The sequence below is a fragment of the Nocardiopsis sp. TSRI0078 genome (genome assembly GCF_001905145.1).
Classification (GTDB): domain Bacteria; phylum Actinomycetota; class Actinomycetes; order Streptosporangiales; family Streptosporangiaceae; genus Nocardiopsis.
In genome coordinates this window covers 205,863-230,251 of the sequence record NZ_LWLB01000037.1, presented here as the reverse complement: position 1 = coordinate 230,251, position 24,389 = coordinate 205,863, and the positions used below count along the sequence as shown (strand labels likewise).

Below are 24,389 nucleotides of genomic sequence, written 5' to 3'. Positions count from 1 at the left end.
CGCGGCCCTGGCCGCCGTCGCCGCCACCGCCTACCTGCCCGGCACCCGCAACGCCCAACTCCACCTGGCCCGCGCCCTGCTCCGCGGCCCCCTCACCCGCACACCCCAACCCACCACCGCCTGGCGCCCCACCGCCCGCACCAGCGCATGGCTGTGCCTACACCTGCTCCTGGGCATGGCCGTATGCCTGGTCACCATGACCGCCCTGACCGAAGCCGCCCTCCTGGCCATCGCACCCCTGACCCCCACCACCCCCACCATCGCCCAAGGCCCCCTCACCTTCACCGGCCAGAGCCCCCTCACCCCCACCCAACGCCTCCTGGGCCCCCTCCTGGGCCTGGCCCTGCTCACCGCCCTGCTCTACACCGTCGCCCTGACCGGCCACATCCTCGCCCGCACCGCACCCCGCCTCCTGGGACCCTCACCCGCCGAACGCCTGGCCGCCGCCCAGGCCCACGCCCACACCCTCGCCGAACACAACCGCCTGGCCCGCGAACTCCACGACTCCCTGGGCCACGCCCTGTCCGTGGTCACCCTCCAAGCCGCCACCGCCGCCCGCCTCCTGGACACCGACCCCGACTTCGCCCGCCAGGCCCTGACACACATCGCCGACCAGGCCCGCACCGCCACCGCCGACCTCGACCACGCCCTGGGCATCCTGCGACGCGACACCCACACCCCCCGCACCACACCCCCAGACCTGACCCACCTGCCCCACCTGGCCCAAGCCACCCAACACACCGGCACCCACCTGACCTGCCACATCACCGGCGACACCGCCCACGTGCCCGCCCTGCTCTCCCGCGAGACCTACCGCATCAGCCAAGAAGCCCTCACCAACGCCCTACGCCACGCCCCCGGCCAACCCCCCACCCTGCACCTGGACATCACCCCCGCCACCCTCACCCTGACCGTCACCAACCCCCTGCCACCGCACACCCGCACACCCGCGCCCCACCGCACCCGCCAAGGACGCGGCATCACCGGTATGCGAGAACGCGCCCACCTGCTCGGCGGCACCCTCACCTCCCGCCCCCACGGCACCACCTGGCAACTCACCCTGCACCTGACCTGGAAAGAACAACCGTGATCCGCATCAACCTCGTCGACGACGAAGCCCTCATCCGCGCGGGACTGGCCGCACTGATCAACGCCGAGAACGACATGCAGGTCACCGGCCAGGCCGCGGACGGAGCCGACGTACCCGACCTGGTCCAACGCACCCGCCCCGACCTGGTCCTGATGGACGTGCGCATGCCCCGCCTGGACGGCATCCAGGCCACCCGCACCCTCAACACCCGCCCCCACCCGCCCCGCGTCATCGTCCTGACCACCTTCGACAACGACGACTACGTCTGGGGCGCCCTGCGCGCCGGCGCCACCGCCTTCCTCCTCAAACGCACACCGCCCGAGGAGATCCTGGCCGCCATCCGCATCGCCCACCGAGGAGACACCCTGCTCTTTCCCACCGCACTACGCCACCTGGCCGCCACCCAGCCCGCCGCGCCCACCCCCGCCGCCCGGGCCGTCGCCACCCTCACCGAACGCGAATCCCAGACCCTGACCCTCATCGCCCAAGGACTCACCAACGCCGAGATCGCCCAACGCCTGTTCCTGGGCGTGGAAACCGTCAAAACCCACGTCTCCCACATCCTGGCCAAACTCGGCGCCCGCGACCGCACCCAAGCCGTCATCGCCGCCTACGACTCCGGCCTCATCCGCCCCAACACCCACCCCTGACCGCCCCCGAGACGGCGACACACCCACCATCAGATGAACACACAGCAACAACACTGCTACGTTCAGCACTCACACCGTGTACGCCACCTCACCCCAGGACCACCATGCCCACCATCGACCTCACCCACATCCAGCACCTCTACCGCACCCACCGCGACGACCTCGCCCGCGTACGCGAACACATGCGCCACCACCACACCACCACCCCCGGCCCCCACCCCCACGACATCGAAGCCGAGATCACCTACCTGCTCCTACGCGCCCACACCCCCGCCCACACCGTCCAGATCGGCACCGGCCACGGCACCACCACCACATGGATCCTGCACGCCCTCAACGACAACGGCACCGGACACCTGCACTCCTTCGACACCCACGACCACGCCACCCACCACGTCCCCGCCCACCTGGCCCACCACAGGTGGACCCACACCCAAGGAGACCCACGCACCCACCACCTGCCCCCGCACACCGACCACCTCTCCCTCCACCCCGCCCAAGGCAACTGGTTCACCCGCTGGTACCTGAACCACCTGCTGTCCACCCTGCCCCCACACACCCCCACCAGCGTCCACGGCGTCTTCCACCACGCCCACACCCCGCCCTACACCGAAGGCGCCCTGGTCCTGACCTGGCTGACCAACCACACCACCAGCTTCTTCACCGCCTCCGCCGCCCGTTCCCCCCACACCCACCGCGCCCTGTGCGACCTCAAAACCGAACTCGGCCTGGACACCCCCATCCACCCCGCCCGCCACAACCCCACCATCTACTTCCGCCTGCCCCCACACCCACGCCGCTCCCACACCACCCACCACCTGGCCACCTCCCAACCCACCTGACACACAAAAAGAGGGCGAAGGCCACCACAGCCCCCGCCCCTCACAGGACACCCCCGGCCTCAGCCCTCCTCGGCCTCCGCCCCACGAGGACCCCGCAACTCCCGCAACCGGGCACGCTCACGCCCAGCCACCACATCAGACGCATCAGCCACAATCCGCGAAAAATTCACCGGCTGATCCAAACTCACCATGTGACCCGCACGCGGAACATTCACCAACCGCCCATCCGCACACGTGTCGAAGAACCTCTTCTCATGAATACGGAAGTGGTCCCGCGACCCGTTGATCAACCACACCGGCCCCGGATACGCCGCCAACGCCGACAACACATCCATCTCCGAGACCGCGTCGATCACCGCGGTGGCCGCCTCCACAGCCAAACCACCGTCCAACACCGCCTCCGCCGCACCATCACGCAACGTCAACCGGTGAAAACGCTCATTGATCGTCGCCCCCTTGTCCGGCAACCGATCCATCAACACCGCCGGAATCCGGTACAACTGCGCCAACAACTGCGCCGGCTTGGCCGTACACCCGGCCGCCACCAAACCCGCCACCCGGTCCGGAGCCGCCCCCGCCGCAGCGATCGACACGAACCCGCCCAGGCTCAACCCCACCAGCAGCGCACGACCACCCACACCATCGATCGCACCCAACACCGCATCCACAGCACCCCCCAGCGAGAACTCCTCACCCCGCCGCGACCCGTGCCCCGGAAGATCAGGAGCCACCACCGTGTACCCCTGCGCCTCCAACAACTCCACCTGCGGACGCCACATACTCCCCGACAACCGCAACCCATGCACCAGAACAACCGGCACACCCATGAACGCCTCCTCCTACCGCGCCCCGTAGCGCACCGTCACCGGAGCATGATCAGACCAACGCGACCCGTGCTCCACCGCACGCTCCACCCGCGCCGACACCGCACGCGCAGCCAACCCCGGCGTGGCCACCTGCAGATCGATCCGCCACCCCGCGTCATTGTCAAAGGCACGCCCCCGATAGGACCACCACGTATAAGGCCCCTCCTGCTCCGGATACAACGACCGCACCACATCCACATACCCGGCCTCGTCGAAGACCCGGGACAACCACTCCCGCTCCTGCGGCAAGAACCCCGCGTTCCTCCGGTTGTTCCGCCAGTTCTTCAGATCCACCTCGGCGTGCGCGATGTTCCAGTCCCCGCACACCACCAACTCACGCCCCCGCTCCTGCACCTCACGACGACGCTTGACCAGGTAGGGCAAGAACGCCTCCATGAAGCGCTCCTTCTCCAACTGGCGCTCCGTACCCACCTCACCCGAAGGCAGATACAGACTCCCCACCGTCAACCCGCCCAGATCCACCTCCACATACCGGCCCGACCCCTCGAACTCGGCATCACCGAACCCCACCCGCACATCCTCGGGCTCCTCACGCGAGTACACCGCCACACCCGCACGCCCCCGCGCCGACGCCGGCGCCAACACCACATGCCACCCCTCAGGCGCAATCACCCCAACAGGCAACTGATCAGCCTCAGCACGCGTCTCCTGCAAACACACCACATCAGCCTCAGTCGAGGCCAACCACCCCACGAACCCCGGGTCCTTCTTCGCCGCGGCCCGCAGACCGTTCACATTGACACTCGACACCGTCACAGCACTCGTCATCACAGGGCAAAGCCTAACCACACCTCACCCACCCCCGCCCTCAGCCACCAACCGCCGCAACACCCCATAGGTACGGTTGGACGACGCCGCCTCCCGCTGCGCCCGAGCCGTCACCTCGATATAGGCCTGCGAGGACGCCACCGACGCATGCCCCAGCAGATGCATGATCTCGGTGACCGACGCCCCGTCCTCCGCCAACCGCGTCGCGAAGGTGTGCCGCAACGCATGCACCAACGTCCCCCGCGCCACCCGGTCATGCACCCCCGCATGCCGATAACACTGCTTGACCAGGTACTGCAGCCCACCCCGCCGCAACCCCTGCCCCCGGTTGTCCACCAACAACGGATCCGAACCCCGCACCGCCCCGAACCGCTCACGCCGCGAAACCAGATAGGCCTCCAACAACGCCTCCAGCGGCACCTCGATCGGCAGAACCCGCTCACCCCCGCCCTTACCCACCACACGGATACGCCGCTCACCCGCACGCCCACCCACCGACTCCACCCGCAACGCCAGCATCTCCGCCGACCGCATCCCCGTCAGCAACGCCAGAGCCAACACCGCCAGATCCCGCTCCGGCCACGGATCACGCGCCTTGCGCGCCCCCCGCGCCAACGCCTCCAACAACCGCTCAGGCGTGTCCTCACCCATCAACGGCTTGGGCCCCGAAGGACGCACCCGGGGCCGCGGCACCGCCGACATCGGATTGCCCGCCACCACCTGCTCCGACACCCAGAACGCGAAGAACCCGTTCCACGTCGACCACGCACGCAGCACACTCGACGCCGCACGCTCGGCGGCGAACTCCGCGAACGCCGCACGCAGCACCGACGCCTCCAGATCCGCCCACACCACCCGCTCGGGCCCCACCCCCAACACCTGGGCCGCACACCCCAGCACCCCGTGCAGATCACGCCGGTAGGCGGCCACCGTGTGGGGGGAGGGCTTGGCCGCCCGACGCGCCACCAGATACTGCTCAACAGCCTCGACCACAGGACCCGTCTGACCACTCATACCCACAGCATCCCCGATCCCGTGGGCACTTCCACCGCCCACCGCCCCGATGCACACCCCCTGCCGACCACAGGGAGCGACGGAACGGGACACCAGGCATGGGAAGCGGGGGAGAGGCACACGGGGGAACGGGCGCCCTCGGCCCTGTCCCGGCGCCGCCGGGACAGGGGTGGCCCACACCCGAGCCCTCACACCCTGAATCATCGATTGGAAATGTCGGGTGATGCACCGGCGGCTCCGGACGGCGGGCGGGGGAGGGGAGTGGGCGCGTGGAGCACAGGGGCACGCCAGAGCGCACCCGAACAGGAGTGCGGGAGTGCGCCCCGCCGGAGGATCGTGCCCGCAGGAGCCCGCACCGGACCAGGGCGGCGCCGCGGCGGCCGGGGAGTGAGCGCACACGGAGCTGGGACACCGTCGCCTGAAACCACGCATACGGACACAGAAACCTACAAATTCATGCATAACACGGTTTATGCATGAAACATGGAGGGAACCGGCATCCCTCAGGGCACGGAAAACCCCGAGGGGCGCCGCCGACACACACCCCTCACCAGCGAACACCCGCCCACCACGGGGACCCCCGACCACACCCGGGACGAAGAAGGGAAGGCCGAACCCACACACAGGCGCCCCAGGCGCCCCGTACAGCGGCACCACCAGCGCACCCGGCAGAGCGCGCCGCCCGCGAACAGCCACACCACCGAACCGACATCCGACGCCCGCGCTCCGGAGATGACACACCCAAGGCGGCGAGCCCGAACCACGGACCCAGGCAGCCCGGTCGACCACGCGAGACGAACGCGAACACGACCCAGCACCAACCACACCACCGGCGCACGAGACACCGCAGGCGACCACTCAGACCCAGAAGCACACACACGTCAGAGCTGAGCACGAACCACACCACAGCGCCCCGGCAACACCCGACCCGACCAACGCACCACCCGCGGCCCCAGAGCCCTCACCACCCCTTCCCCGACCCCCACCCCACAACGCCGATAATGCACATTATGTCAAGTAGAGCTGTCAGGGCCCCACCCCCACCAGCCTTCCTCCACACAACTCCTCAGAAGACAGGCAGCCCGGCACGCCACCGACCGCATACCGAACCCACCACCAACGGCATCGACACGCTCCACTCCCGGCCCGGCCCCACAACCCTCAGCGAAGCCACCCTCCACACCTCCGCCACACCCGCCACCGACCAGACCGACACCAACGACGAGCCACCCCAGGACCTACACCGGCAACCGCAACCACCCCGTACGCACCCGCCACGAACCCCCCGACTCCAACCGCTCCACCACCGCACGCTCCAACCGCGTCCGCCGCGGCGCCGCACCCACATCCACCCCCGGCATCCCGAACACGAACCGGAACACATCCGACTCCCCCGGCCGCCCCTCACCCACCAACGTGAACCGGCGCTGGAACCGCACGATGTTGGACTCCTCCCCCAACACCCCGCTCCACTGCGGATCCAACAACCACGACGTACACGTGGCCACCACCGGATCAAACCCCAGGTGCTCCCGGGCGAACCCCCGAGCCCGCCCCAGCGCCCCCTCCACCGACACCGGATCCAACCCGCCCGTGGGAATGTGCAACCGCAGAGCCATCTCCCCCCGGCCCATCCCCGGACCCAACCCCGCGGCCTCCTCCTCCGAGTACCACTCCACACCGCCCTGGTCCACCAACAGGCCGGGCTCGAACTGCAGACCACCCAACCAGTACAAACGCCCACGGAACTGCGCCGCCACCCACGCCGCCGTCTCCAGGCCCAACCGGCCGAACATCCGACGCGACCGCGCCACCTGCACACCCACGTCAGCCAACGTCGCCGCCGTCACCGACCGCTCCACACCCAACGCACCATGCGCCTCGAACTGCGCCGGCACCCGCGCCGCGAACGCCCACAACGACGCCACCCGCACCCGCGGATCCTCCGCCTCCACCAACGCCGGCCAGTCCCGCCACTCCCCCACCGGCAATTCCGCGTCCGCGCACAACCGCCGGTACATGCACCCCACCAGATGCCACAACTCCGGCGGCCACTCCCCCCACGGCGCACCCGAACCCGGCCACAGCGCCTCCACCTCGGCCCGGTCCACCGCATCCAACGCGAACAGATCCAACACCCGAGCCGCCTCGGCCCCCACCGGAACCTCCAGAGCCCTCACCGGCTCCGGCAAACGCTCCGCCTCCTCCAGCCACGCACGCACATCCGCGCCCAGACCGAACCGTTCCACCACAGCGACGCTATCCATCCCCACATCATGGCCAACCTCCACCACACACGCCAGTGAGGCAGGCCTCACAGGTGGGCATAGTGTTGACATACCGCCAACACCACCCCACCGACCGAAAACGAGGACCACCACCGATGCCCGTGCCCGACCCGGCGCACCACGTCCGCGACTGGCTCGCCACCTACGACACCCCCACCACATCGGTGGCCCACCTCCTCTGCGACCGCCACACCCCCCACACCACCGCCACCACCGAGATCGGCCCCACCCTGGCCGCCACCACCCTCACCTTCGGCGAACTCACCGAACGCTCCCGCGCCCTCGCCGCCGGACTCGCCGACCTGGGCATCACCACCGGCGACCGCGTCGCCACCCTCATCCCCAAGGGCACCGACCTCACCGTCACCGCCCTGGCCGCCTGGCGCCTGGGAGCCGTCCTGGTCCCCCTGCTGTCCTCCCTCGCCCCCTCCGCCATCACCGAACGCCTCACCGACTCCCACGCCCGCCTGATCGTGTGCGACGCCGAATACCGCACCAAACTCGACCCAGGCCCCCACACCACCCCCTCCCCCACCCCGCACATCGTCACCACCGGCACCCACCCCCTGCGCGAGGGCGACCACACCCTGACCGGCCTCACCGAACACGGCGCCACCCTCCCGCCCGTGACCGACACCGCGGTCGGCGGCGACGGCCTCCTCGCCATCGTCTACGTCTCCAGCGTCATCGGCCCACCCCGCGGCGTACGCGTACCCGTACGCGCCCTGGCCGCCATGCACGCCTACCACCACTACGGCCTGGGCGTGGACGACGACGACGTGTACTGGAACACCGCCGACCCCGGCTCCGCCTACGGCCTCTACCACGGCCTCATCTCGCCCCTGCTCGCCGGACACGGCTCCCTGGCCCTGCGCGCCGGGTTCTTCGACCCCGAACTCACCCTCGACGTCCTGGGCATCCACGGCGTCACCAACCTGGCCGCCGACCCCACCACCTACCGCACCCTGCGCGCCGCCACCAAGACACTGCCCCCCGAGGTGATGGTCCAGCGCCTGGCCAGCGCCGGTGAACCCCTGGCCCCCGACGTCATCGACTGGGCCACCGACATCTTCGGCGTACCGGTACACGATCACTACGGCCAGACCGAACTGGGCTGGTGCGTGGGCATCCCCAACGGTGACACCGGCCAGGACACCTCCCCGCCGCCCGGAGCGATCGGCCCCGCGCTGCCCGGCTGGCGGGTCGAGGTCCTGGAGGCCATCTCCGACGACCCCGCTCCCCCCGGCACCTACGGGCGCATCGCGGTGGACCTGGAGCACAGCCCGCTGGCGTGGTTCGACGGCTACGTCGGCCACGAGGGCGCCTCACAGGTGCGCTTCACCCCCGACCACGCCTACTACCTGACCGGGGACACCGGGATCCGGGACCGCGAGGGCTCCCTGTTCTTCTCCACCCGCGACGACGGCGCGATCCTGACCTACGGCTACCGGATCGGCCCCACCGAGGTGGAGTCGGCGCTCAACGCCCACCCGGCGGTGGAGGAGTGCGGGGTCTACTCGATCCCCGACGAGCTCGCCGGGCAGGTCATCGGCGCACGCGTGGTCCTGGCCCCGGGCCGGGAGGCGACCCCGGAGCTGGCCGAGGAGCTCAAGGAGTGGGTACGCGCCCGGATCGCCGAGCACGCGGCCCCGCGGGTGGTGGACTTCGTGGACGAGCTGCCCAGGACGGCCTCGGGCAAGATGCGGCGGGCCCGCCTGCGGTGAGCCCGGGAGCGCCCCGCTCCCCCGAGCTCGCCGCTCCCTGCTCGCCGGCGGTGCTGCGGCGCCCCGGTCGGTCGGGCGGGCCCCGGGTGGTCAGGGGACGAGTTCGTCCACGCGGGCGGCCAGGGCCATGTCCTTGTCGGTCACGGCGCCCTCGGAGTGGGTGCTCAGGGCCAGGTGCAGGGTGTTGTACCTGATGTCGATGTCGGGGTGGTGGTCGGCCTGCTCCGCGGCCTGGGCGATCTCGTTGACCAGGGCGATGGCGGCGGCGAAGTCGGGCAGGCGGACGGTGCGATGGATGGCGGGTACGTCGGGATCCAGCTCCCAGTCGGTGAGCCGGGCGAGACCGTCGCGGACCTGGTCCTCGGTGAGCTTCATGGTGGCTCCTCTCCCCCGTGGCCGGTCACGGCCGCTCCGGCGACCGTGACCGCTCGTGTGGTCTGCAGCGGGCGTTTCCGGAGCTACCTACCCCCCGTGAGGTGTCCGATCACGCTCGGGCCGGATCTGGGGTTGTCGGTGCGGCGGAGCCGCTCCTTTATTTCTCATAGCTTTTTGTTCTGAAAAACACTCACCTTTACTACGTAGATCCTTAGTAGGTTCGTGTTACCAAGCTGAGGCCCGCCCCCTGACCTGCGCAAACCCCTCCCACATCGGCTCCACCACACCCCCGAGGCTTGCGAAATCCCCCGCAGGACGGTTCACTCTGGGGAACTCCGGCCCTCCCCCGCCCGGCGGACGCACCCCCGATCAACGCCCGCCTCTCCCCCCGGAAGCGAGCCCATGCCCCACCAGAAGCGCCGGTCGCTTCGCGCCCGCATGATCACGCTGGTCCTCATCCCCAGCACCGTGCTGCTCGTCCTGTGGTCCGCCTTCACCGCCCTGCTGGTCAACGACATCCGCGAACTGCGCACCACCGCCGCCCTCACCGAACAGGTCGGCACCCCCGTCGTCGAGGCCATCGGCGCCCTGCAACGCGAACGCCGCACCACCATGGACTCCGCCCGCGGCTCCAGAAGCACCGCCATCGCCCTGAGCCGCGCCCGCCGCGAGACCGACGAGGCCGTGGAGGCTCTCAGGCAGAGCCTCGAGGGGTTCGACAGCGACGACCTGCCCGAACAGACCACGGACTTCCAGAGGTCGCTCAGCCGGCTCGACGCGCACCGCGCCCGGGTGGACGTCACCTTCCCCTCCGGCCTCACCCTGCAGAACACCGCCACCGTCTACACCGAGATCATCGAGCGGGGACTGCGCGTGTGGGACGCCCAGGTCGAACGCGCCGACCCCGCACAGGTCCCCCACCTGCGCTCCCTGACCTCGCTGATGCGCACCCGCGAACTCCTCAACCAACAGGACACCGTCCTGGCCCACGCGGTGGCCACCAACACCTTCTCCTCGCGGGCCCACGCCCAGTTCGCCGCGGCCGCCGGAGCCCAGCACTACACCTGGGACCGTGTCGGCGCCGAGCTGAGTCAGGAGGACGGCGAGGAGTACGTGATGCTGGAGTCCTACTCCGCCCTGCAGCGCATCTACCAGCTCCAGGAGAGCATCATCGCCATGCCCATCCGGGGCACCGACACCATCCCGGTCAACGCCACCGCCTGGCAGGGCGCCGCCGAGGCCGTGGACGCACGCATGCGCGGCGTCGAACAGGGCCAGATCGACCACGTCACCGCCTTCAGCCACACCCAGTCCACGGAACTGCGCAACAGCGTCCTGCTGATGAGCGTGCCCGCCCTGGTCGCGGCACTGGCCTCCTCCGCGATCGCGGTGGGCGGCACCCAGCGCCTGGGACGGCGGCTGCAGGAGCTGCGCACGGCCACCCTGGAACACGCGCGGGTGCGCCTGCCGGAGGTGACCGCGCGGCTGCGCGCGGGCGGCAGCGTGGACGTGGACGCCGAGGTGCCCCGGCTGCGCGTGGAGCGCAGCGACGAGATCGGGCAGGTGGCCGAGGCCTTCAACGACGCCCAGCGCGCTGCGGTGGCGGCCGCCGTGGAGGAGGCGCAGGTACGCGCCGGCGTACGCAACATGTTCCGCAACATCGCCCGGCGCACCCAGGCCCTGGTCCACCGGCAGCTGGGGCTGCTGGACACCCTCGAACGCGGCGAGACCGACCCCAAGGTCCTGGAGGCGCTCTTTCGCATCGACCACTTCAGCACCCAGCTGCGGCGCAACGCCGAGAACCTGATGCTGCTGAGCGGGGACGCCCCGGTACGGCGGGGACTGGCACCGGTGCGGCTGCACGAGGCGGTCCGGGCGGCGGCGAGCGAGATCGAGGACTACGCGCGGGTGCGGATGCTGGCGCTGCCGCAGGTGGCGCTGCGCGGCGAGGTGGGCTCGGACACGGTACGGCTGCTGGCCGAACTGCTGGAGAACGCCACCTCCTTCTCCCCACCGGGCACGGAGGTCACGGTGCGGGGCCGGGCCGCCGAGGACGGCGGCTACGCGCTGGAGGTGGAGGACCAGGGTCTGGGGATGGCCCAGGCCCAGCTGGAGGCGGCCAACGTGCTGCTGGCGGACCCGCCGCGCTTCGACCTGGCCACGATACGCGAGGACTCCCAGCTGGGACTGTTCGTGGTGGCCACCATCGCGGCACGGCACGGGTTCGAGGTGACGCTGCGGGCCTCGGAGTCCCGGGGCACGCGCGCGGTCGTGGTCGTGCCCGAGCAGGCACTGGTCCCCGAGCCCCGGCGCACGCAGGCCGTGGAGGCCACGGGACCGCACCGGCGGCTGGACATCGCGGGCGCCTCCACGGGCGGGGTGGACACCCTCCCCGCCACCCCCCGGGTTGAGGAGTCCGCACCGGGCTCCCCACCGCCTCCCCACTCCCCCGAACCCTCCCGGGCAACGGCTCCCGCGTCGGCCGAGGCCCCCCTCTCCGGCGGAGGGGCCGACGGCGCCCGGGGCGCCACCACACGGCTACAGGCCGCCGAGGAGCCACGGGAGACCTCACAGGAGACCTACAAGGGCCTGCCCCGGCGGCGGCGCAAGAGCGCGGCCCCCGCCCCACCGGCTCCCCCCGCCCCGCCGGCGCGGAGGGGAGCGGAGGACGACCAGCGGCCGCTGTCGGAGATCCGGTCGATGATGAGTGCTTTCCAGGCCGGGACACTGCGCGCACGCGCCGGGTCCGGGGAGTGGAACGAGGACGGGGGGCGCGACGCGCACCCCCATGAGAGCTCGAAAGGGTGATGTCGATGACGGCGGACGCCGCGGCGCAGGGCCGCACCAGCGACGCTGGTGCCGTGCAGGAGCGGTCCCCGGCCAGGACGCTGGACTGGCTGCTGGGCGATCTGGTGGAGCGGGTGGCGGGGGCACAGCACGCGCTGCTGCTGTCGGCGGACGGGCTGCTGCTGTCGGCCTCGCCCGACCTGGACCACGAACGCGGTGAACGCCTGGCGGCGATCGCCTCGGGGTTCGCCAGCCTGGCCCGCGGGGCCCGCGGACAGCTGGGAGCCTCCGAGGTGCGCCAGACGGTGGTGGAGATGGACAATGTGTTCTTCTTCGTGCTGGCGGCCGGACGGGGCGCCTCGCTCGCCCTGGTGACCGAGTCCACGTGCGACATGGGCCAGGCCGCCTTCGAGGTGAACCGCCTGGTACGCCAGGTGGGGCCGCACCTGTCGGCGCTGCCCCGACGCGGTGGCAGGGGCGGAGGGGGGTGAGCCCGTGGAGGCGGTACCGCCCGGGCGGGACCCCGGGCAGGAGTGGTCCTTCGAGTCGAGCCTGATCCGGCCCTACTCGCTGACGGGCGGGCGTACACGCCCCTCGCGCTCGGACTTATCGATGACGTCGCAGGTCGTGGCGGTCCCGTCGGTGTCGCAAGAGCAGATGGACCCGGAGGTGGAGTTGATCCTGTCGCTGTGCGCGCGGCCGGTCTCGGTGGCCGAGGTGGCCTCGCGGTCGGGTTTCCCGTTGGGCGTGGTGCGGATCCTGCTGGCCGACCTGTTGGACCAGGGGTACGTGATGGTGCATACCTCGGACTGGGAACGGCGGCGCCCGGACGCCGGGACGCTGCGTTCGGTGCTGGAGCGGATCCGGCAGCTGTGAGGTGGAAGTGGTGTGACGTGGAGTGGATGGGGCGTTGGTCGTGATGGGCGCCGAGGGCGCGGGACCGGTTCCCGACACCTTGAAGATCGTGGTCGCGGGAGGTTTCGGGGCGGGTAAGACCACCCTGGTCTCAGCGGTGAGCGAGGTGGAGTCGCTGCACACCGAGGAGCTGATGACCTCCGAGAGCGTGGGTGTGGACGACCTGGACGGTGTGGAGGGCAAGGCCACCACGACGGTGGCGCTGGACTTCGGACGGATCACGCTGGACGGGTCGACGGTGGTGTACCTGTTCGGCACACCGGGCCAGCGGCGGTTCTCGTTCATGTGGGAGGAGCTGACCGAGGGGGCGCTGGGCGCGGTGGTCCTGGCCGACACCCGCCGCCTGGCGGACTCCTTCGACGCGATCGACTTCTTCGAGTCGCGCCGGGTGCCTTTCGTGGTGGCGGTGAACTGCTTCGACGGGCAGCGCACGCACCGGGCCGACGACGTGCGTGTGGCCCTGGACGTGGAGGAGCGGGTACCGCTGCTGCTGTGCGACGCACGGGACCGGGAGTCGGTCAAGGAGGTGCTGACGGAGCTGGTGGCGCTGGTGCTGCGGCTGGAGCTGTCGGGCGCCTGAGCGCGAGGGGGCGAACGCGAGGCGGGTGGGTTCGGCGGGAGTGCGCCGGGCCCACCCGCGTGCCGGGGCCGGGTGCGCTCAGCGCACGCCGCGGCGGCGGTCCACGGGCACGATCATCGGGGTGTGGGTCTCGGGGTCGTCGATGACCCGCACCGGCAGGCCGAAGACCTCCTCCACCAGTTCGGCGGTGACGACGGTGGCCGGATCGCCCTCGGCGACGATGGCGCCCTCCTTCATCACGATGAGGTGGGTGGCGTAGCGGCAGGCGTGGTTGAGGTCGTGCAGGACCGCCACCAGGGTGTGGCCGCGCTCGGCGTGCAGATCGGCGCACAGGTCGAGCATGTCCATCTGGTGGGCGATGTCGAGGTAGGTGGTGGGCTCGTCCAGCAGCAGCAGGGGCGTCTGCTGGGCCAGGACCATGGCCAGCCACACGCGCTGGCGCTGGCCGCCGGAGAGCTCGTCCACCGAGCGATCGGCCAGGTCGAAGACCCCGGTGGCCTCCATGGCCTCGGCGACCACGGCCTCGTCCTGCTTGGACCACTGGCGCAGGAACCCCTGGTGGGGGAAGCGGCCGCGGGCCACCAGGTCGGCCACGCCGATGCCGTCGGGGGCGATGGAGCTCTGCGGGAGCAGGCCCAGGCGGCGGGCGACCTCCTTGGCGGGATAGGAGCTGATGACCTGCCCGTCCAGGTGCACGCTGCCCCGCGCGGGCCTGAGGGTGCGTGAGAGCGCCCGCAGCAGGGTGGACTTGCCGCAGGCGTTGGGCCCCACGATCACCGTGAAGGAGTTGTCCGGGACGGTGACGGCCAGGTCCTGGGAGATGACGCGCTGCTCGTAGGCCAGGGTGAGGTCCTTCCCGTGGAGGCGGGAGGCGGCGTCGGCTGGAGTGGTCATGGTTCTTCCTCGGTCTCGCTCAGGCACGTCCGCCGCGCCATTCGGTGTACAGCAGCCAGATCAGGTAACTGCCGCCGATGACGGCGGTGACCACGCCGGCGGGCAGCTGGACGGGGGCCAGGGCGCGCAGGGCGACCAGGTCGGCGACCACGAGCAGGGCCGCCCCCATCAGGGCGGAGCCGACCAGGGTGGTGCCCCCGGTGCGCGCCAGGCGCCGGGCCAGCTGGGGCGCGGCCAGGGCGACGAAGCCGATGGGGCCCGCCACCGCGATGGCGGCGCCGGTCAGGGCGCTGGCCGCGGCCAGCGCGGTGAGCTGGGTGGCCTGGGTGGACACCCCCAGCCCGCGTGCGGTCTCCTCCCCCAGCTCCATGAAGCGCAGCCGCTTCCCCTGGGCGAGCAGGACCGGGCCCAGCAGGGCCAGGCAGACCCACACGGCGGCGACCTCGCCCCAGCCGCGTCCGTTGAGGCTGCCGATCATCCAGATCTGGGCGCCCAGTGCGTCGGTGAGCTCGGCACGGGTCAGGAGGTAGTCGCGCACCGAACCGAGCATGGCGGACACGCCGATACCGACCAGGACCAGGCGGTAGCCCTGGACACCGTTCTTCATGGCCAGCAGGTAGACCACGGCGGCGGTGAGCAGCCCTCCGGCGATGGCGCCCAGGGAGACGGCCAGGCGCCCGGCACCGAGGACCAGGATCGCGGTGACGGCCCCCGTGGCGGCACCCGAGGTGAAACCGATGATGTCGGGGCTGCCCAGGGCGTTGCGCGACAGGCTCTGGAAGACGGCTCCGGCGATGCCCAGGGCGGCCCCCACGCCGATCGCGGTCAGGGCGCGGGGCAGGCGCACCCCCTGGACGAAGAACACGTCGAGGCGCTCCCCGTGGCCGAAGATGGCGCCGGGGACGGCCTCCAGGGGGATCTCGTAGTCGCCCACGGAGACCGACACCACCAGCACCAGGGCGCTCAGGAGGGCCAGGGCGAGGCAGACCGCGAGGGTGCGCGGACGTACCAGCAGGGACAGGCGTTCGCCGAACAGGCGCAGGGCGAAGGACCCGCGGGGCGTGCTGCGGCCCCTGGTCCCGGGGCGGCGCGGTGGGGCCAGGGTGTCACTCAAAGCTGGGCCATCCTTCTGCTGCGGACCAGGGCGATGAACAGGGGCGCCCCGACGAGGGCGGTGATGATGCCGACCTCCAGTTCGGAGTCGGGCAGGACGACGCGGCCCAGGACGTCGGCCGCGGTGAGCAGGACGGCGCCCAGGACCGCGGAGTAGGGCAGCAGCCAGCGCTGGTCGGGGCCGGTGATCAGGCGTGCGGCGTGCGGGATGACCAGGCCGACGAACCAGATGGGTCCGGCGGCCGCGGTGGCGGCGCCGCACAGCAGGATGACCGCCACGGCGGTGACGGTGCGGACGAGGGGGATGTTGGCGCCCAGGGTGGCGGCCAGGTCGTCGCCCAGGGCGACGGCGTTGAGGGAGGGCCCCAGGCACAGGGTGAGGACGACGCCCGCGACCAGGAAGGGGGCGACCTGCCAGAAGACGTCGAGGTCGCGGCCGGTCAGGGAGCCGACCTGCCAGAAGCGGATGCGGTCGAAGACGAACTCGTTGAGGACGAAGACGCCGTGGATCAGGCCCTGGAGGACGACGGTCACGGCGGTTCCGGCCAGGGCCAGGCGGACGGGAGTGGCGCTGGCGCGCCCGCGTGAGCCCAGGGCGTAGACGGCGACGGCGGCCAGGGCCGCGCCGACGAAGGCCGGCCAGACGTGGGCGGTGCCGGTGGAGCCGAGGGCCAGGGTGGTGAGGACCACGGCCGCGGCGGCGCCGGAGTTGACGCCGAGGATGCCGGGTTCGGCCAGCGGGTTGCGGGTCAGAGCCTGCATGAGGGCTCCGGCCAGGCCCAGGGCGGCGCCGACGAAGACGCCGATGACGGTACGGGGCACGCGCAGGCTGCGGATGACGTCGTGGTCGTAGGAGCCGTCGTAGGCGGTCAGGGCGGCCCAGACGTCGGCGACGGGGATGGGTTTGGTACCGACGGTGACGCTGAGCAGGGTGCACATGGCGAGGACGCCCAGGGCTGCGAGAAGCCCGATGGGGCGGATGATGCGCCGGGTGGGTGTGGGGCGCGTGAGGGTGGGCGCGCGCAGGGCCACGGCTTCCCCGTTCGTCGTTGCGTGGGCGGTGTGCGGGCTGGCCCCGGGTGGGGGCAGCCCTCTGGCGGCACCGGTGAGAGACCGTGTGCCAACTAGGACAGGCTAGCCTTACCTACGCCCTGTTCGCACAGAAGGGTTCCTTTTTCCCTGTTTCGTCGTGTTCCACGCGTGCCCTGGTCACACCGGTCGCACTCCCCCACCGGAGCCGCCCGCACCGCGTTCGGGGCCCCAGGGACCGCGGGTGGTGCCGCAGCCGCACGGCCGGGCGCGTTCGTGGATCCTTCGGTGCTCCCGTCCTCCCCGGCCGACGCGCCGGACCCCGCCGGTGGGCCCCGGGCGGGCCGGTGGTTCCCCTCCCCCGGCCCTCAGGCGAAGATGTCCCAGCCCATGCGCGCCAGCAGGGCCAGGACGACCACGAGCAGGACGGTGCGGACGAAGCCCGATCCGCGCCGCAGGGCCATGCGGGCGCCGATCTGGGCGCCGATGATGGTGCAGATGGCCAGGCCCAGGCCCAGCAGCCAGTCGATGTGGCCGCCCAGGGCGAAGACGGTGAGCGCGCCGAGGTTCGTGCACACGTTGACGATCTTGGCCGAGGCCGAGGCCGAGACGAAGTCCATGCCGATGACGGCGGTGAAGGCGACGATGAGGAAGACGCCGGTGCCGGGGCCGATGAGGCCGTCGTAGAAGCTCACGCCGAGCCCGGCCAGGGCGACGGCGGCCAGGACGCGGTTGCGGGTGCGCAGGCTCGGGTCGGTCGCGGCGCCCATCGCGGGGCGGAAGTAGACCATGAGGGCCACCCCGGCCAGCACGACCATGATGACGGGCTTGAGGACGTCGGCGGTGAGCGCCGCGGCCATGGCGGCGCCCAGGCCCGAGCCCAGCAGGGCCAGGGCCGCGGTGGGCACGACCAGGCGCCGGTCGATCCTGACCTTGCGGGCGTAGGCGATGGCGGCGGAGGTGGTGCCGAAGACGGCGCCGAGCTTGTTGGTGCCCAGCAGGGTGGCCAGGGGCGTGGTGGGTGCGGCGACCAGCAGGGCGGGCAGCAGCAGGAGGCCGCCTCCGCCGACGACGGCGTCGACCCAGCCCGCGGCGACGCCGACCAGCAGGAGCAGCCCGAGGATCTCGGGGTCCATCTACCGCACGCGCCTGAGGGAAGAGGTGGTCATGGGTTCTTTTCGTGGCGGGGACGGGGGGTGTTGTCCGGATGAGCTTATCGCTCGTTCGGTGGTTTCCTCTTCGTCAGAGTCCCTTTGTGATGAACAGAAGGAAGCATCACCTGTACTAAGTAGATTCGTAATGGTGGGAAGGGAAGCGGCGACGTCCGGGATCAGGGGACGCCGCCGCCGTCTGCGGACCCGGTCAGAACCGGGAGCGCTCGAACCAGGCCCGTGCCTGGTCCAGCGTCTCGGGGGCCACCTGGTGTCCCCCCGGGTGCTCGTGCTCCTCCACCCGCGCTCCCCTGTCCTCCAGTTGGGAGGCCAGCAGGCGCGCCTGGTCGATGGTGGTGACGGGATCGCTCACCCCCGAACCCAGGAAGACCCGGGTCCCGGACAGGTCCACCGGGTCGGGCTCGCGCCCCTGCAGCGGCGCCCCGGCCGCGAACAGGGCCGCACCGCACAGCAGGCGGGGATGGAGCAGCAGCAGGGCCGCGCCGGTGTTGGCGCCGTTGGAGAAGCCGCTGACCACGATCCGCCCCGGGTCCAGGTCGTAGGCGCGGGTGGCGGCGGTGACGAAGCCGGCGAGTTCGGCGGTACGCGTGATGAGGTCCTCGACGTCGAAGACCCCCTCGCGCAGACGGCGGAACCAGCGGTTCATGCCGTTCTCGTCCACCTTGCCGCGCGGCGAGAGCAGGGCCGCGCCGGGCGCCAGGGCCCGACCCAGGGGCAGCAGGTCGTTCTCGTCGGCGCCGGTGCCGTGGAGCAGCAGCAGGGTGGGCGCGTCCGGCTCGGCGGCCGGGGTGAAGACGTGGACGAAGTCGTCGGTGGTGGTCACTGGTCGACCTCCACGGCGGGCAGGCGGGCGGCGATCTGTTCGCGGTCGGGCTCCAGCCACGGCGGGAGCCTGAGGGAGCGCCCCAGCTCCAGCAGCGGCTCGTCGTAGTCGAAGCCGGGCCCGTCGGTGGCGATCTCCAGCAGGACCCCGCCGGGTTCGCGGAAGTAGATGGAGGTGAAGTAGCAGCGGTCGCGGATCTCGGTGACGCCCACGCCGTCCTCCTCCAGCCTCTGGCGCCAGGCCTCCTGGACGGGTCCGTCGGGGGCCCGGTAGGCGACGTGGTGGACGGTCCCGGCCGCGACCAGTCCGCGCTGCTCCCGGGGCCGGGCCAGGACGTCGACGATGGTGCCCACCCCCTGCCCGGAGGCGTTGGTGTGGAAGCGCAGTCGGTCGCCCTCCTCATCGACCAGGCGGAAGCCGAGCTGGTCGCCCAGCATCTCCACGGTGCCCTCCACCTCGTGTTCGGTCAGGGTGACGGCGCGGATGCCGCGGATGGCGTGCTCGGTGGGCACCGCTCCTCCGTCCCAGGGGTCGGTGTCGTGGTGGTCGGCGCTGGCGGCGAGCTCGATGACCAGCCCGTCGGGGTCGCGCAGGGCGAGCACGTCCTCCTCCCCGCGCTCGGTGGGGCGGGTGGCCTCCACGCCCAGGGCGGACAGGTGCTCGGCCCACCAGCCCAGGGAGCCCTCGGGGACGGAGAAGGTCGTGGTGGTGGCCTGTCCCGCGCCGATACGCCCCGGGGGCGCGTCGGGCCAGGGGAAGAAGGTCATGATGGTGCCGGGGTTGCCCGCCCGGTCGCCGTAGTAGAGGTGGTAGGTCTCGGGCGCGTCGAAGTTGACCGTGCGCTTGACCATGCGCATCCCCAACGCGTTGAGGTAGAAGTCGGCGTTGGCCTGGGGATCGCTGGCGATCGCGGTCACATGGTGGATTCCCGCGGGGCGCACGTCCATGTTCTCACCCTCCGTCGAGGTCGCCGGTGTACCTGTCGACCAATGTAGTTTATTTTTAAACTATTCCGTCCGTGTTGTCTCCTCCCACCCTTGCCCGGCGCGCGCCGTGGAACAAGCAGGACCGCCCGTGTCGCGCCTTCCGGGCCGCCGCGCCGCCGACCCGGTGCGGGACGGCGGCGCGGGCCCCGTCCCTCACACGGGTGCGTCCAGCCTGCAGTAGGGGGTGCCGAAGCGCTCGTCCGAGAGCACCCGCGCCCGCACCCCGAACACCTCACGCAGCACCGGCTCGGTGACCACCTCCCGCGGGGTGCCCTGCGCGGCGATCCGGCCCCGGCGCAGCGCCACGATCCGGTCGGCGTAGCGGGCCGCGTGGTCCAGGTCGTGCAGCACCATGACCACGGTCAGCTCCTCACCGAAGGCGGCCACCAGTTCCAGGACCTCCAGTTGGTGGCGCACGTCCAGATAGGTGGTGGGCTCGTCCAGCAGCAGCACGGGGCTCTGCTGGGCCAGGGCCAGGGCCAGGCGCACCCGCTGGCGTTCCCCACCCGAGAGGGTCTCCAGGGAGCGGTCGGCCAGGGCCGCCACCCCGGCGCGTTCCATGGCCGAACGGGTGGCCCCGTCCTCGGCCTCGTTGAGCATGCCCAGGACTCCCCGGTGGGCGAAGCGGCCCTGGCGGACCAGGCGGCGCACCGTCATCCCGTGCACGGGGGGCAGGGACTGGTGCAGGACCGCCACCCGCCGGGCGACCTCCCTGCGCGACATCCCGGCCAGGTCCCGCCCCTCCAGCAGCACACGCCCCCGGCCCGGACGCAGCGTGCCCGCCAGGAGCCGGAGCAGGGTGGACTTGCCGCAGCCGTTGCGGCCGACCAGGGCCAGGGTCTGCCCGACGGGCACGTGCAGGTCGATGCCGCCGAGCACGGGGGCCTCGGCGGCCCCGTAGCCGAACGAGACCCCCTCGACCCGGTAGACGGTGCCGGTGTTCACACAGGACTCCTTGTCAGGCGGTGGGGGTGTGGCGGCGCAGCGCCCACACCAGCAGGACGGCCCCGCCCACGGCGGTGACCGAACCGGCGGGCAGGCCCAGCCGCTGGGTGTGGGCGGTGGCCGGGACCAGGGTGGTGACCGCCTGGGCCAGGGCGTCGGCGCCCGCGACCACCCCGGCGCCGACCAGGGCGCACAGCACCACCAGTTGGCGGGGACGCCGGCCGACCAGGGCGGTGGCGATCAGGGGGGCGATGAGTCCGACGAACCCCAGCACGCCGACCACGGCGACCGCGGCCGAGGCCAGCAGGACCGCGCACCCCAGGGCGGCCAGCCGGGCCGGCGCGGGTGCCAGGCCCAGGGCCGAGGCGTGTTCGTCTCCGCCGTGGAGGATCTCCAGGACCGGGGAGCAGAGCCAGGCCAAGGCGATACCGGCGAGCGCCCAGGGGGCCAGGAGCGCCAGGTGGGAGGTGGTCATGCCCGTCAGGGAGCCGGTGAGCCAGCGCATCGCCCCCGCGGCCTCGGCCTGGCTCAGGACGAGCAGGATGGCGTTGGCCCCGGACAGGGCCACGCCCACGATGACGCCGTTGACGGTGAGCCACACCGGGTCGGCGCGGCGGCGCCCGGCCAGCAGCCACAGCAGCGCTCCCCCGGCCAGGCCGCCGAGCATGGCGGCCACGACGGTGGTGTGGGCCTGCCCCGAGGCCAGGCCCAGGCGCAGGGCCACCAGGACGCCCAGGACCGCTCCGCCACCGACCCCGGTGAGCTCTGGTGAGGCCAGGGGGTTGCGCAGGGTGGTCTGCAGCAGCAGCCCGGACACGCCCAGGGCGGCTCCGGCCAGCAGGGCGATCCCGGCGCGGGGCAGGCGCAGCCCCCACAGGATGCGTTCCCCGACCGGGTCGGTGCCCTCCAGGGTGGCCGCCGCCCACAGCTGGTCCGGTGCCAGGCCGCGCCCGGTGAGCAGCTGGCCCAGCGCGGCCAGCAGCGCCGCGGCCAGCAGCAGGGCGGTGAGCGCCGCGAACCGGCGCCGATGGCCCCGGGGCGGTGGCGTGACGGTGTCCGCACCCGCCGTGGGGGCGTGGGCGGCCGGGGTGGTGGGGGCGCTCACCGGCCGCCTCCCCGTGCCTGTTCCCCGGCACGTCCGCGCAGCAGCACCAGGCCGCCGACCACGCCCACGGTTCCGGTGAAGGCGCCCAGCGGCAGCTCGATCGGGTGCACCAGGGTGCGGGAGGCCAGGTCGGCGGCGACCGTGACGGTGGCGCCCAGCAGGACCGCGCAGGCCATCCGTGAGGCCGGTGGGGCGAGCGGGGCCAGGCGGCGCGCGAGCATGGGGGCCAGGAACCCGACCCAGGCGACCGGTCCGCAGGCGGCGACCACCACCGCCACCAGGGCCGCGGCCACCGCCAGGACCACGGCGCGGGCGGTGCGCGGGCGCATACCCAGGGCCGATGCGCCGTCGTCGCCCAGGGCCAGCACCCCGAGCAGGGGCAGGCACAGCACGACCGCCGGCGCGGCCAGGCCCAGCCACGGCGCCACCAGGGCGACGTCGTCCCAGTCGGCGCCCACCAGCGAGCCCATCAGGTAGCGCAGCACCAGGCCGAGCCGGAACTGGTCGGCCATGCTGGTGACGGCGTAGACCACCCCGGTCAGGGCGGTGGAGACGGCGGCGCCGGTGAGCAGCATGGAGTCGGCCGCGCGGGCGCGCCGGGCGGCCAGCAGGCACACCGAGCCGCCCGCCACTCCCCCGGCCAGGGCCGCCGCGGGCAGCAGCGGCGCGGCCAGGGGCAGGGAGAAGACGGTGATGGTGGCGACCACGGCCGCCGCCCCGGCCGAGACTCCCAGGAGTTCGGGGACGGCCAGGGGGTTGCGCAGGGCCTCCTGGAGCAGGAGCCCGGCGGCCCCGAGGGCGGCCCCGGCCAGCAGGCCCAGCAGCAGGCGCGGGAGCCGGATCTGCGTCAGGACCACCGATTCCAGGGTGTCACCGGTCAGGGCGGCGGGCAGGTGGGCGGGGGCGATGACGGGGCGGCCCAGGCACAGTGCGGCCAGGCCGACCGCGGCCAAGGCCGCCCCGAGCAGCAGGGCGCCCGCCCAGGTCGGCGGCGCGGTGTGCGGCGCGGGCACCCGCCCCCGGAGGCGGGGCGGGCACCGGGTGGTGGATGTTCCCGGGCTCATGGGCGGGTGAGTTCCATGGCGTCGCCGATGACGACGGACAGGGCGCGGGTGCCGCGTCCGGTGGCCCAGGGGGCGAGGTCGACCTCGTGGACGCCGCCGTTGCGCACGGCGGTGATCCGGTTCCAGACAGGGTCGTCGGCGAACTGCTCGGTGAGGGTGGCGTCCTCGGGCGAGAAGATGAAGGACTCCAGGAAGATCACGTCGGGGTCTCCGGCCAGGATCTCCTCCATGGAGTAGTCGGAGCCGCCCGCCTGGTGGCCGCCCGTGGCGCGGTCCTGCCAGTGGTAGTCGAAGATCTCGTCGAGCAGGCCGCCGACGATGGAGCCCCGGGAGTCGACCTGGAAGCTTCCGTCGCTGCCGTAGAGGACGATCGGGGTGAGCTCGTCCTGGCCGGTCTCGGCGGCGGTGGCCTGGGCCTGGGACAGGGTGTCGTAGAAGGCCTGTTCCGCGGCCGCCTGCTCCTCGCTCCGGTCGACCAGGGCGGCCACGGCCCGCAGGTAGCCGACGGAGTCCTGCCAGCTGCGCGCGTCGGTGAGCCAGACGGTGGTGGTCTCCGACAGGGCGGGGACCAGACCCTCGTGGCTTCCGGCCAGGCCGATGACCAGGTCGGGCTCCTGGCGCAGGATCTCCTCCACGTCCTCGCCACCGAACCCGCCGGGGATGACGGGAACGCCGTGGTCCGCTCCCAGGTAGGCGGGGTGGGCGAGCAGGTCGGGGCTGGTGGTGGCGGTCGGCTCCAGGCCGAGTTCGACCAGGATGTCGTCGCACAGGGCGACGAGGCAGACGACGCGCTCGGGTACCGCGTCGAGCTCGACGGCGGTGCCGCGCGGGTCGGTGACGCTCAGCGAGGCCTGGACGGGTTCGGCGGTCAGGGCGGCGGCCCGGACCGGTTCCCCGCCGCCGTCGGCGTCCTCGGGGGCGGGGGCGGGGGCGGAGCAGGCGGCGAGGGTGAGGGCGCATGCCGTGGCGGGCACGGCGAGGGAGCGTCGGAAATTCATGATGGAAATGATTATCGCAATCGTTTCGGTATGTCCAGTGGAGTGCCGGGCGGGGGCCCCAGGGCGAGCGCGTGCAGGACGCGGAACCTGCCCCCCGGCACGGCCAGGACGGTGTCCGTCCAGCAGCCCACCGGCCGCACCGGGCACCGGCGCAGGGTGGCCGCCAGCCAGGCGGCATGGGCCGCCGCGCCCGCCCCGACGTGCTCCGGGAGTGTGTGCGGCCCGGCCTCGGCGGATCCGAGCAGGAGCAGGAGCCCCTCGGCCAGGGCCACGCGCGGCTGGCCGCACGAGCGCGGCACCAGGTCGGCGAGGACCCCGGAGTGGGTGCCCGGGCACAGGT

General features: G+C 72.2%; 24 protein-coding genes. 8 read left to right on the top strand and 16 right to left on the bottom strand.

Annotation, left to right across the window (positions count from 1 at the left end; all coding sequences use genetic code 11):
- The 3 genes from A6A08_RS26815 to A6A08_RS26805 all read left to right on the top strand — a co-directional run.
- A partial coding sequence (locus A6A08_RS26815; RefSeq protein ID WP_073705435.1) for a sensor histidine kinase occupies positions 1-1,090 on the top strand: 1,090 nt, incomplete at its 5' end.
- Positions 1,087-1,740 carry a response regulator transcription factor gene (locus tag A6A08_RS26810; RefSeq protein ID WP_073705434.1) on the top strand — a complete coding sequence of 218 codons (654 nt, stop codon included), beginning with the start codon at positions 1,087-1,089 and terminating at the stop codon, positions 1,738-1,740. The genes A6A08_RS26815 and A6A08_RS26810, both read left to right, overlap by 4 nt.
- Positions 1,741-1,844: 104 nt before the next feature.
- Entirely contained in the window at positions 1,845-2,582 is a 738-nt protein-coding gene (locus A6A08_RS26805) for a class I SAM-dependent methyltransferase (RefSeq protein ID WP_073705433.1), read from the top strand.
- 59 nt (positions 2,583-2,641) lie between these two features.
- Here A6A08_RS26805 and A6A08_RS26800 read toward each other — a convergent pair whose 3' ends face one another.
- From A6A08_RS26800 to A6A08_RS26785, 4 genes are all read right to left on the bottom strand, one after another.
- On the bottom strand, positions 2,642-3,409 hold the full coding sequence (locus A6A08_RS26800) for an alpha/beta fold hydrolase (protein ID WP_073705432.1): 768 nt from the start codon (positions 3,407-3,409) through the stop codon (positions 2,642-2,644).
- 12 nt (positions 3,410-3,421) lie between these two features.
- Positions 3,422-4,237, bottom strand: coding sequence for an exodeoxyribonuclease III (locus tag A6A08_RS26795; RefSeq protein WP_199867060.1), 816 nt, complete (start codon positions 4,235-4,237; stop codon positions 3,422-3,424).
- A gap of 24 nt (positions 4,238-4,261) precedes the next feature.
- Entirely contained in the window at positions 4,262-5,251 is a 990-nt protein-coding gene (locus A6A08_RS26790) for a tyrosine-type recombinase/integrase (RefSeq protein ID WP_073705430.1), read from the bottom strand.
- 1,238 nt (positions 5,252-6,489) lie between these two features.
- On the bottom strand, positions 6,490-7,518 hold the full coding sequence (locus A6A08_RS26785) for an acyltransferase domain-containing protein (RefSeq protein ID WP_073705457.1): 1,029 nt from the start codon (positions 7,516-7,518) through the stop codon (positions 6,490-6,492).
- Positions 7,519-7,634: 116 nt separating this feature from the next.
- Between A6A08_RS26785 and A6A08_RS26780 the strand changes: the two genes are divergently transcribed.
- Complete coding sequence (locus A6A08_RS26780) at positions 7,635-9,263, top strand: AMP-binding protein (protein WP_073705429.1); 1,629 nt, start codon at positions 7,635-7,637, stop codon at positions 9,261-9,263.
- Between the two features lie 90 nt (positions 9,264-9,353).
- Here the strand turns inward: A6A08_RS26780 and A6A08_RS26775 are convergent, their stop codons facing one another.
- Positions 9,354-9,638, bottom strand: coding sequence for a 4a-hydroxytetrahydrobiopterin dehydratase (locus A6A08_RS26775; protein WP_073705428.1), 285 nt, complete (start codon positions 9,636-9,638; stop codon positions 9,354-9,356).
- Positions 9,639-10,040: 402 nt separating this feature from the next.
- Between A6A08_RS26775 and A6A08_RS26770 the strand changes: the two genes are divergently transcribed.
- Genes A6A08_RS26770 through A6A08_RS26755 form a run of 4 tightly spaced genes read left to right on the top strand, consistent with a single transcriptional unit; the run spans position 10,041 to position 13,920 of the window.
- Complete coding sequence (locus tag A6A08_RS26770; protein ID WP_073705427.1) at positions 10,041-12,446, top strand: nitrate- and nitrite sensing domain-containing protein; 2,406 nt, start codon at positions 10,041-10,043, stop codon at positions 12,444-12,446.
- Positions 12,446-12,916 carry a roadblock/LC7 domain-containing protein gene (locus tag A6A08_RS26765; RefSeq protein WP_073705456.1) on the top strand — a complete coding sequence of 157 codons (471 nt, stop codon included), beginning with the start codon at positions 12,446-12,448 and terminating at the stop codon, positions 12,914-12,916. Before A6A08_RS26770 ends, A6A08_RS26765 begins: the two co-directional genes overlap by 1 nt.
- Positions 12,917-12,920: 4 nt before the next feature.
- On the top strand, positions 12,921-13,301 hold the full coding sequence (locus A6A08_RS26760) for a DUF742 domain-containing protein (RefSeq protein WP_199867058.1): 381 nt from the start codon (positions 12,921-12,923) through the stop codon (positions 13,299-13,301).
- A 43-nt stretch (positions 13,302-13,344) separates the two neighbouring features.
- A complete protein-coding gene (locus A6A08_RS26755) occupies positions 13,345-13,920 on the top strand; it encodes an ATP/GTP-binding protein (protein ID WP_073705454.1) in 576 nt (191 codons plus the stop codon).
- A gap of 78 nt (positions 13,921-13,998) precedes the next feature.
- On the opposite strand, the gene A6A08_RS26750 is transcribed toward A6A08_RS26755, so the two are convergent.
- The 11 genes from A6A08_RS26750 to A6A08_RS26700 form a co-directional block, all read right to left on the bottom strand.
- Complete coding sequence (locus tag A6A08_RS26750) at positions 13,999-14,814, bottom strand: ABC transporter ATP-binding protein (RefSeq protein WP_073705426.1); 816 nt, start codon at positions 14,812-14,814, stop codon at positions 13,999-14,001.
- A 19-nt stretch (positions 14,815-14,833) separates the two neighbouring features.
- Positions 14,834-15,928 (bottom strand): iron chelate uptake ABC transporter family permease subunit, encoded by a 1,095-nt coding sequence (locus tag A6A08_RS26745; RefSeq protein WP_073705425.1) that lies wholly within the window; start codon positions 15,926-15,928, stop codon positions 14,834-14,836.
- Positions 15,925-16,959, bottom strand: coding sequence for an iron ABC transporter permease (locus A6A08_RS26740; protein ID WP_073705424.1), 1,035 nt, complete (start codon positions 16,957-16,959; stop codon positions 15,925-15,927). Before A6A08_RS26740 ends, A6A08_RS26745 begins: the two co-directional genes overlap by 4 nt.
- A 365-nt stretch (positions 16,960-17,324) precedes the next feature.
- A complete protein-coding gene (locus A6A08_RS26735; RefSeq protein WP_073705423.1) occupies positions 17,325-18,092 on the bottom strand; it encodes a TSUP family transporter in 768 nt (255 codons plus the stop codon).
- 226 nt (positions 18,093-18,318) lie between these two features.
- A complete protein-coding gene (locus A6A08_RS26730) occupies positions 18,319-18,951 on the bottom strand; it encodes an alpha/beta hydrolase (RefSeq protein WP_073705422.1) in 633 nt (210 codons plus the stop codon).
- Positions 18,948-19,898 (bottom strand): ring-cleaving dioxygenase, encoded by a 951-nt coding sequence (locus tag A6A08_RS26725; protein ID WP_073705421.1) that lies wholly within the window; start codon positions 19,896-19,898, stop codon positions 18,948-18,950. Before A6A08_RS26725 ends, A6A08_RS26730 begins: the two co-directional genes overlap by 4 nt.
- A 192-nt stretch (positions 19,899-20,090) precedes the next feature.
- Positions 20,091-20,882 (bottom strand): ABC transporter ATP-binding protein, encoded by a 792-nt coding sequence (locus A6A08_RS26720; RefSeq protein ID WP_073705420.1) that lies wholly within the window; start codon positions 20,880-20,882, stop codon positions 20,091-20,093.
- 13 nt (positions 20,883-20,895) lie between these two features.
- A complete protein-coding gene (locus A6A08_RS26715) occupies positions 20,896-21,987 on the bottom strand; it encodes an iron chelate uptake ABC transporter family permease subunit (protein ID WP_083609305.1) in 1,092 nt (363 codons plus the stop codon).
- The gene (locus A6A08_RS26710) at positions 21,984-23,051 is read right to left on the bottom strand and encodes an iron chelate uptake ABC transporter family permease subunit (protein ID WP_083609304.1); all 1,068 of its coding nucleotides are present in this window, start codon (positions 23,049-23,051) and stop codon (positions 21,984-21,986) included. The genes A6A08_RS26715 and A6A08_RS26710 overlap by 4 nt, the downstream gene beginning before the upstream one ends.
- On the bottom strand, positions 23,048-24,049 hold the full coding sequence (locus A6A08_RS26705; protein ID WP_073705419.1) for an ABC transporter substrate-binding protein: 1,002 nt from the start codon (positions 24,047-24,049) through the stop codon (positions 23,048-23,050). The genes A6A08_RS26710 and A6A08_RS26705 overlap by 4 nt, the downstream gene beginning before the upstream one ends.
- Positions 24,050-24,060: 11 nt before the next feature.
- On the bottom strand, positions 24,061-24,389 hold a 329-nt coding region (locus tag A6A08_RS26700), incomplete at its 5' end, for a hypothetical protein (RefSeq protein WP_199867057.1).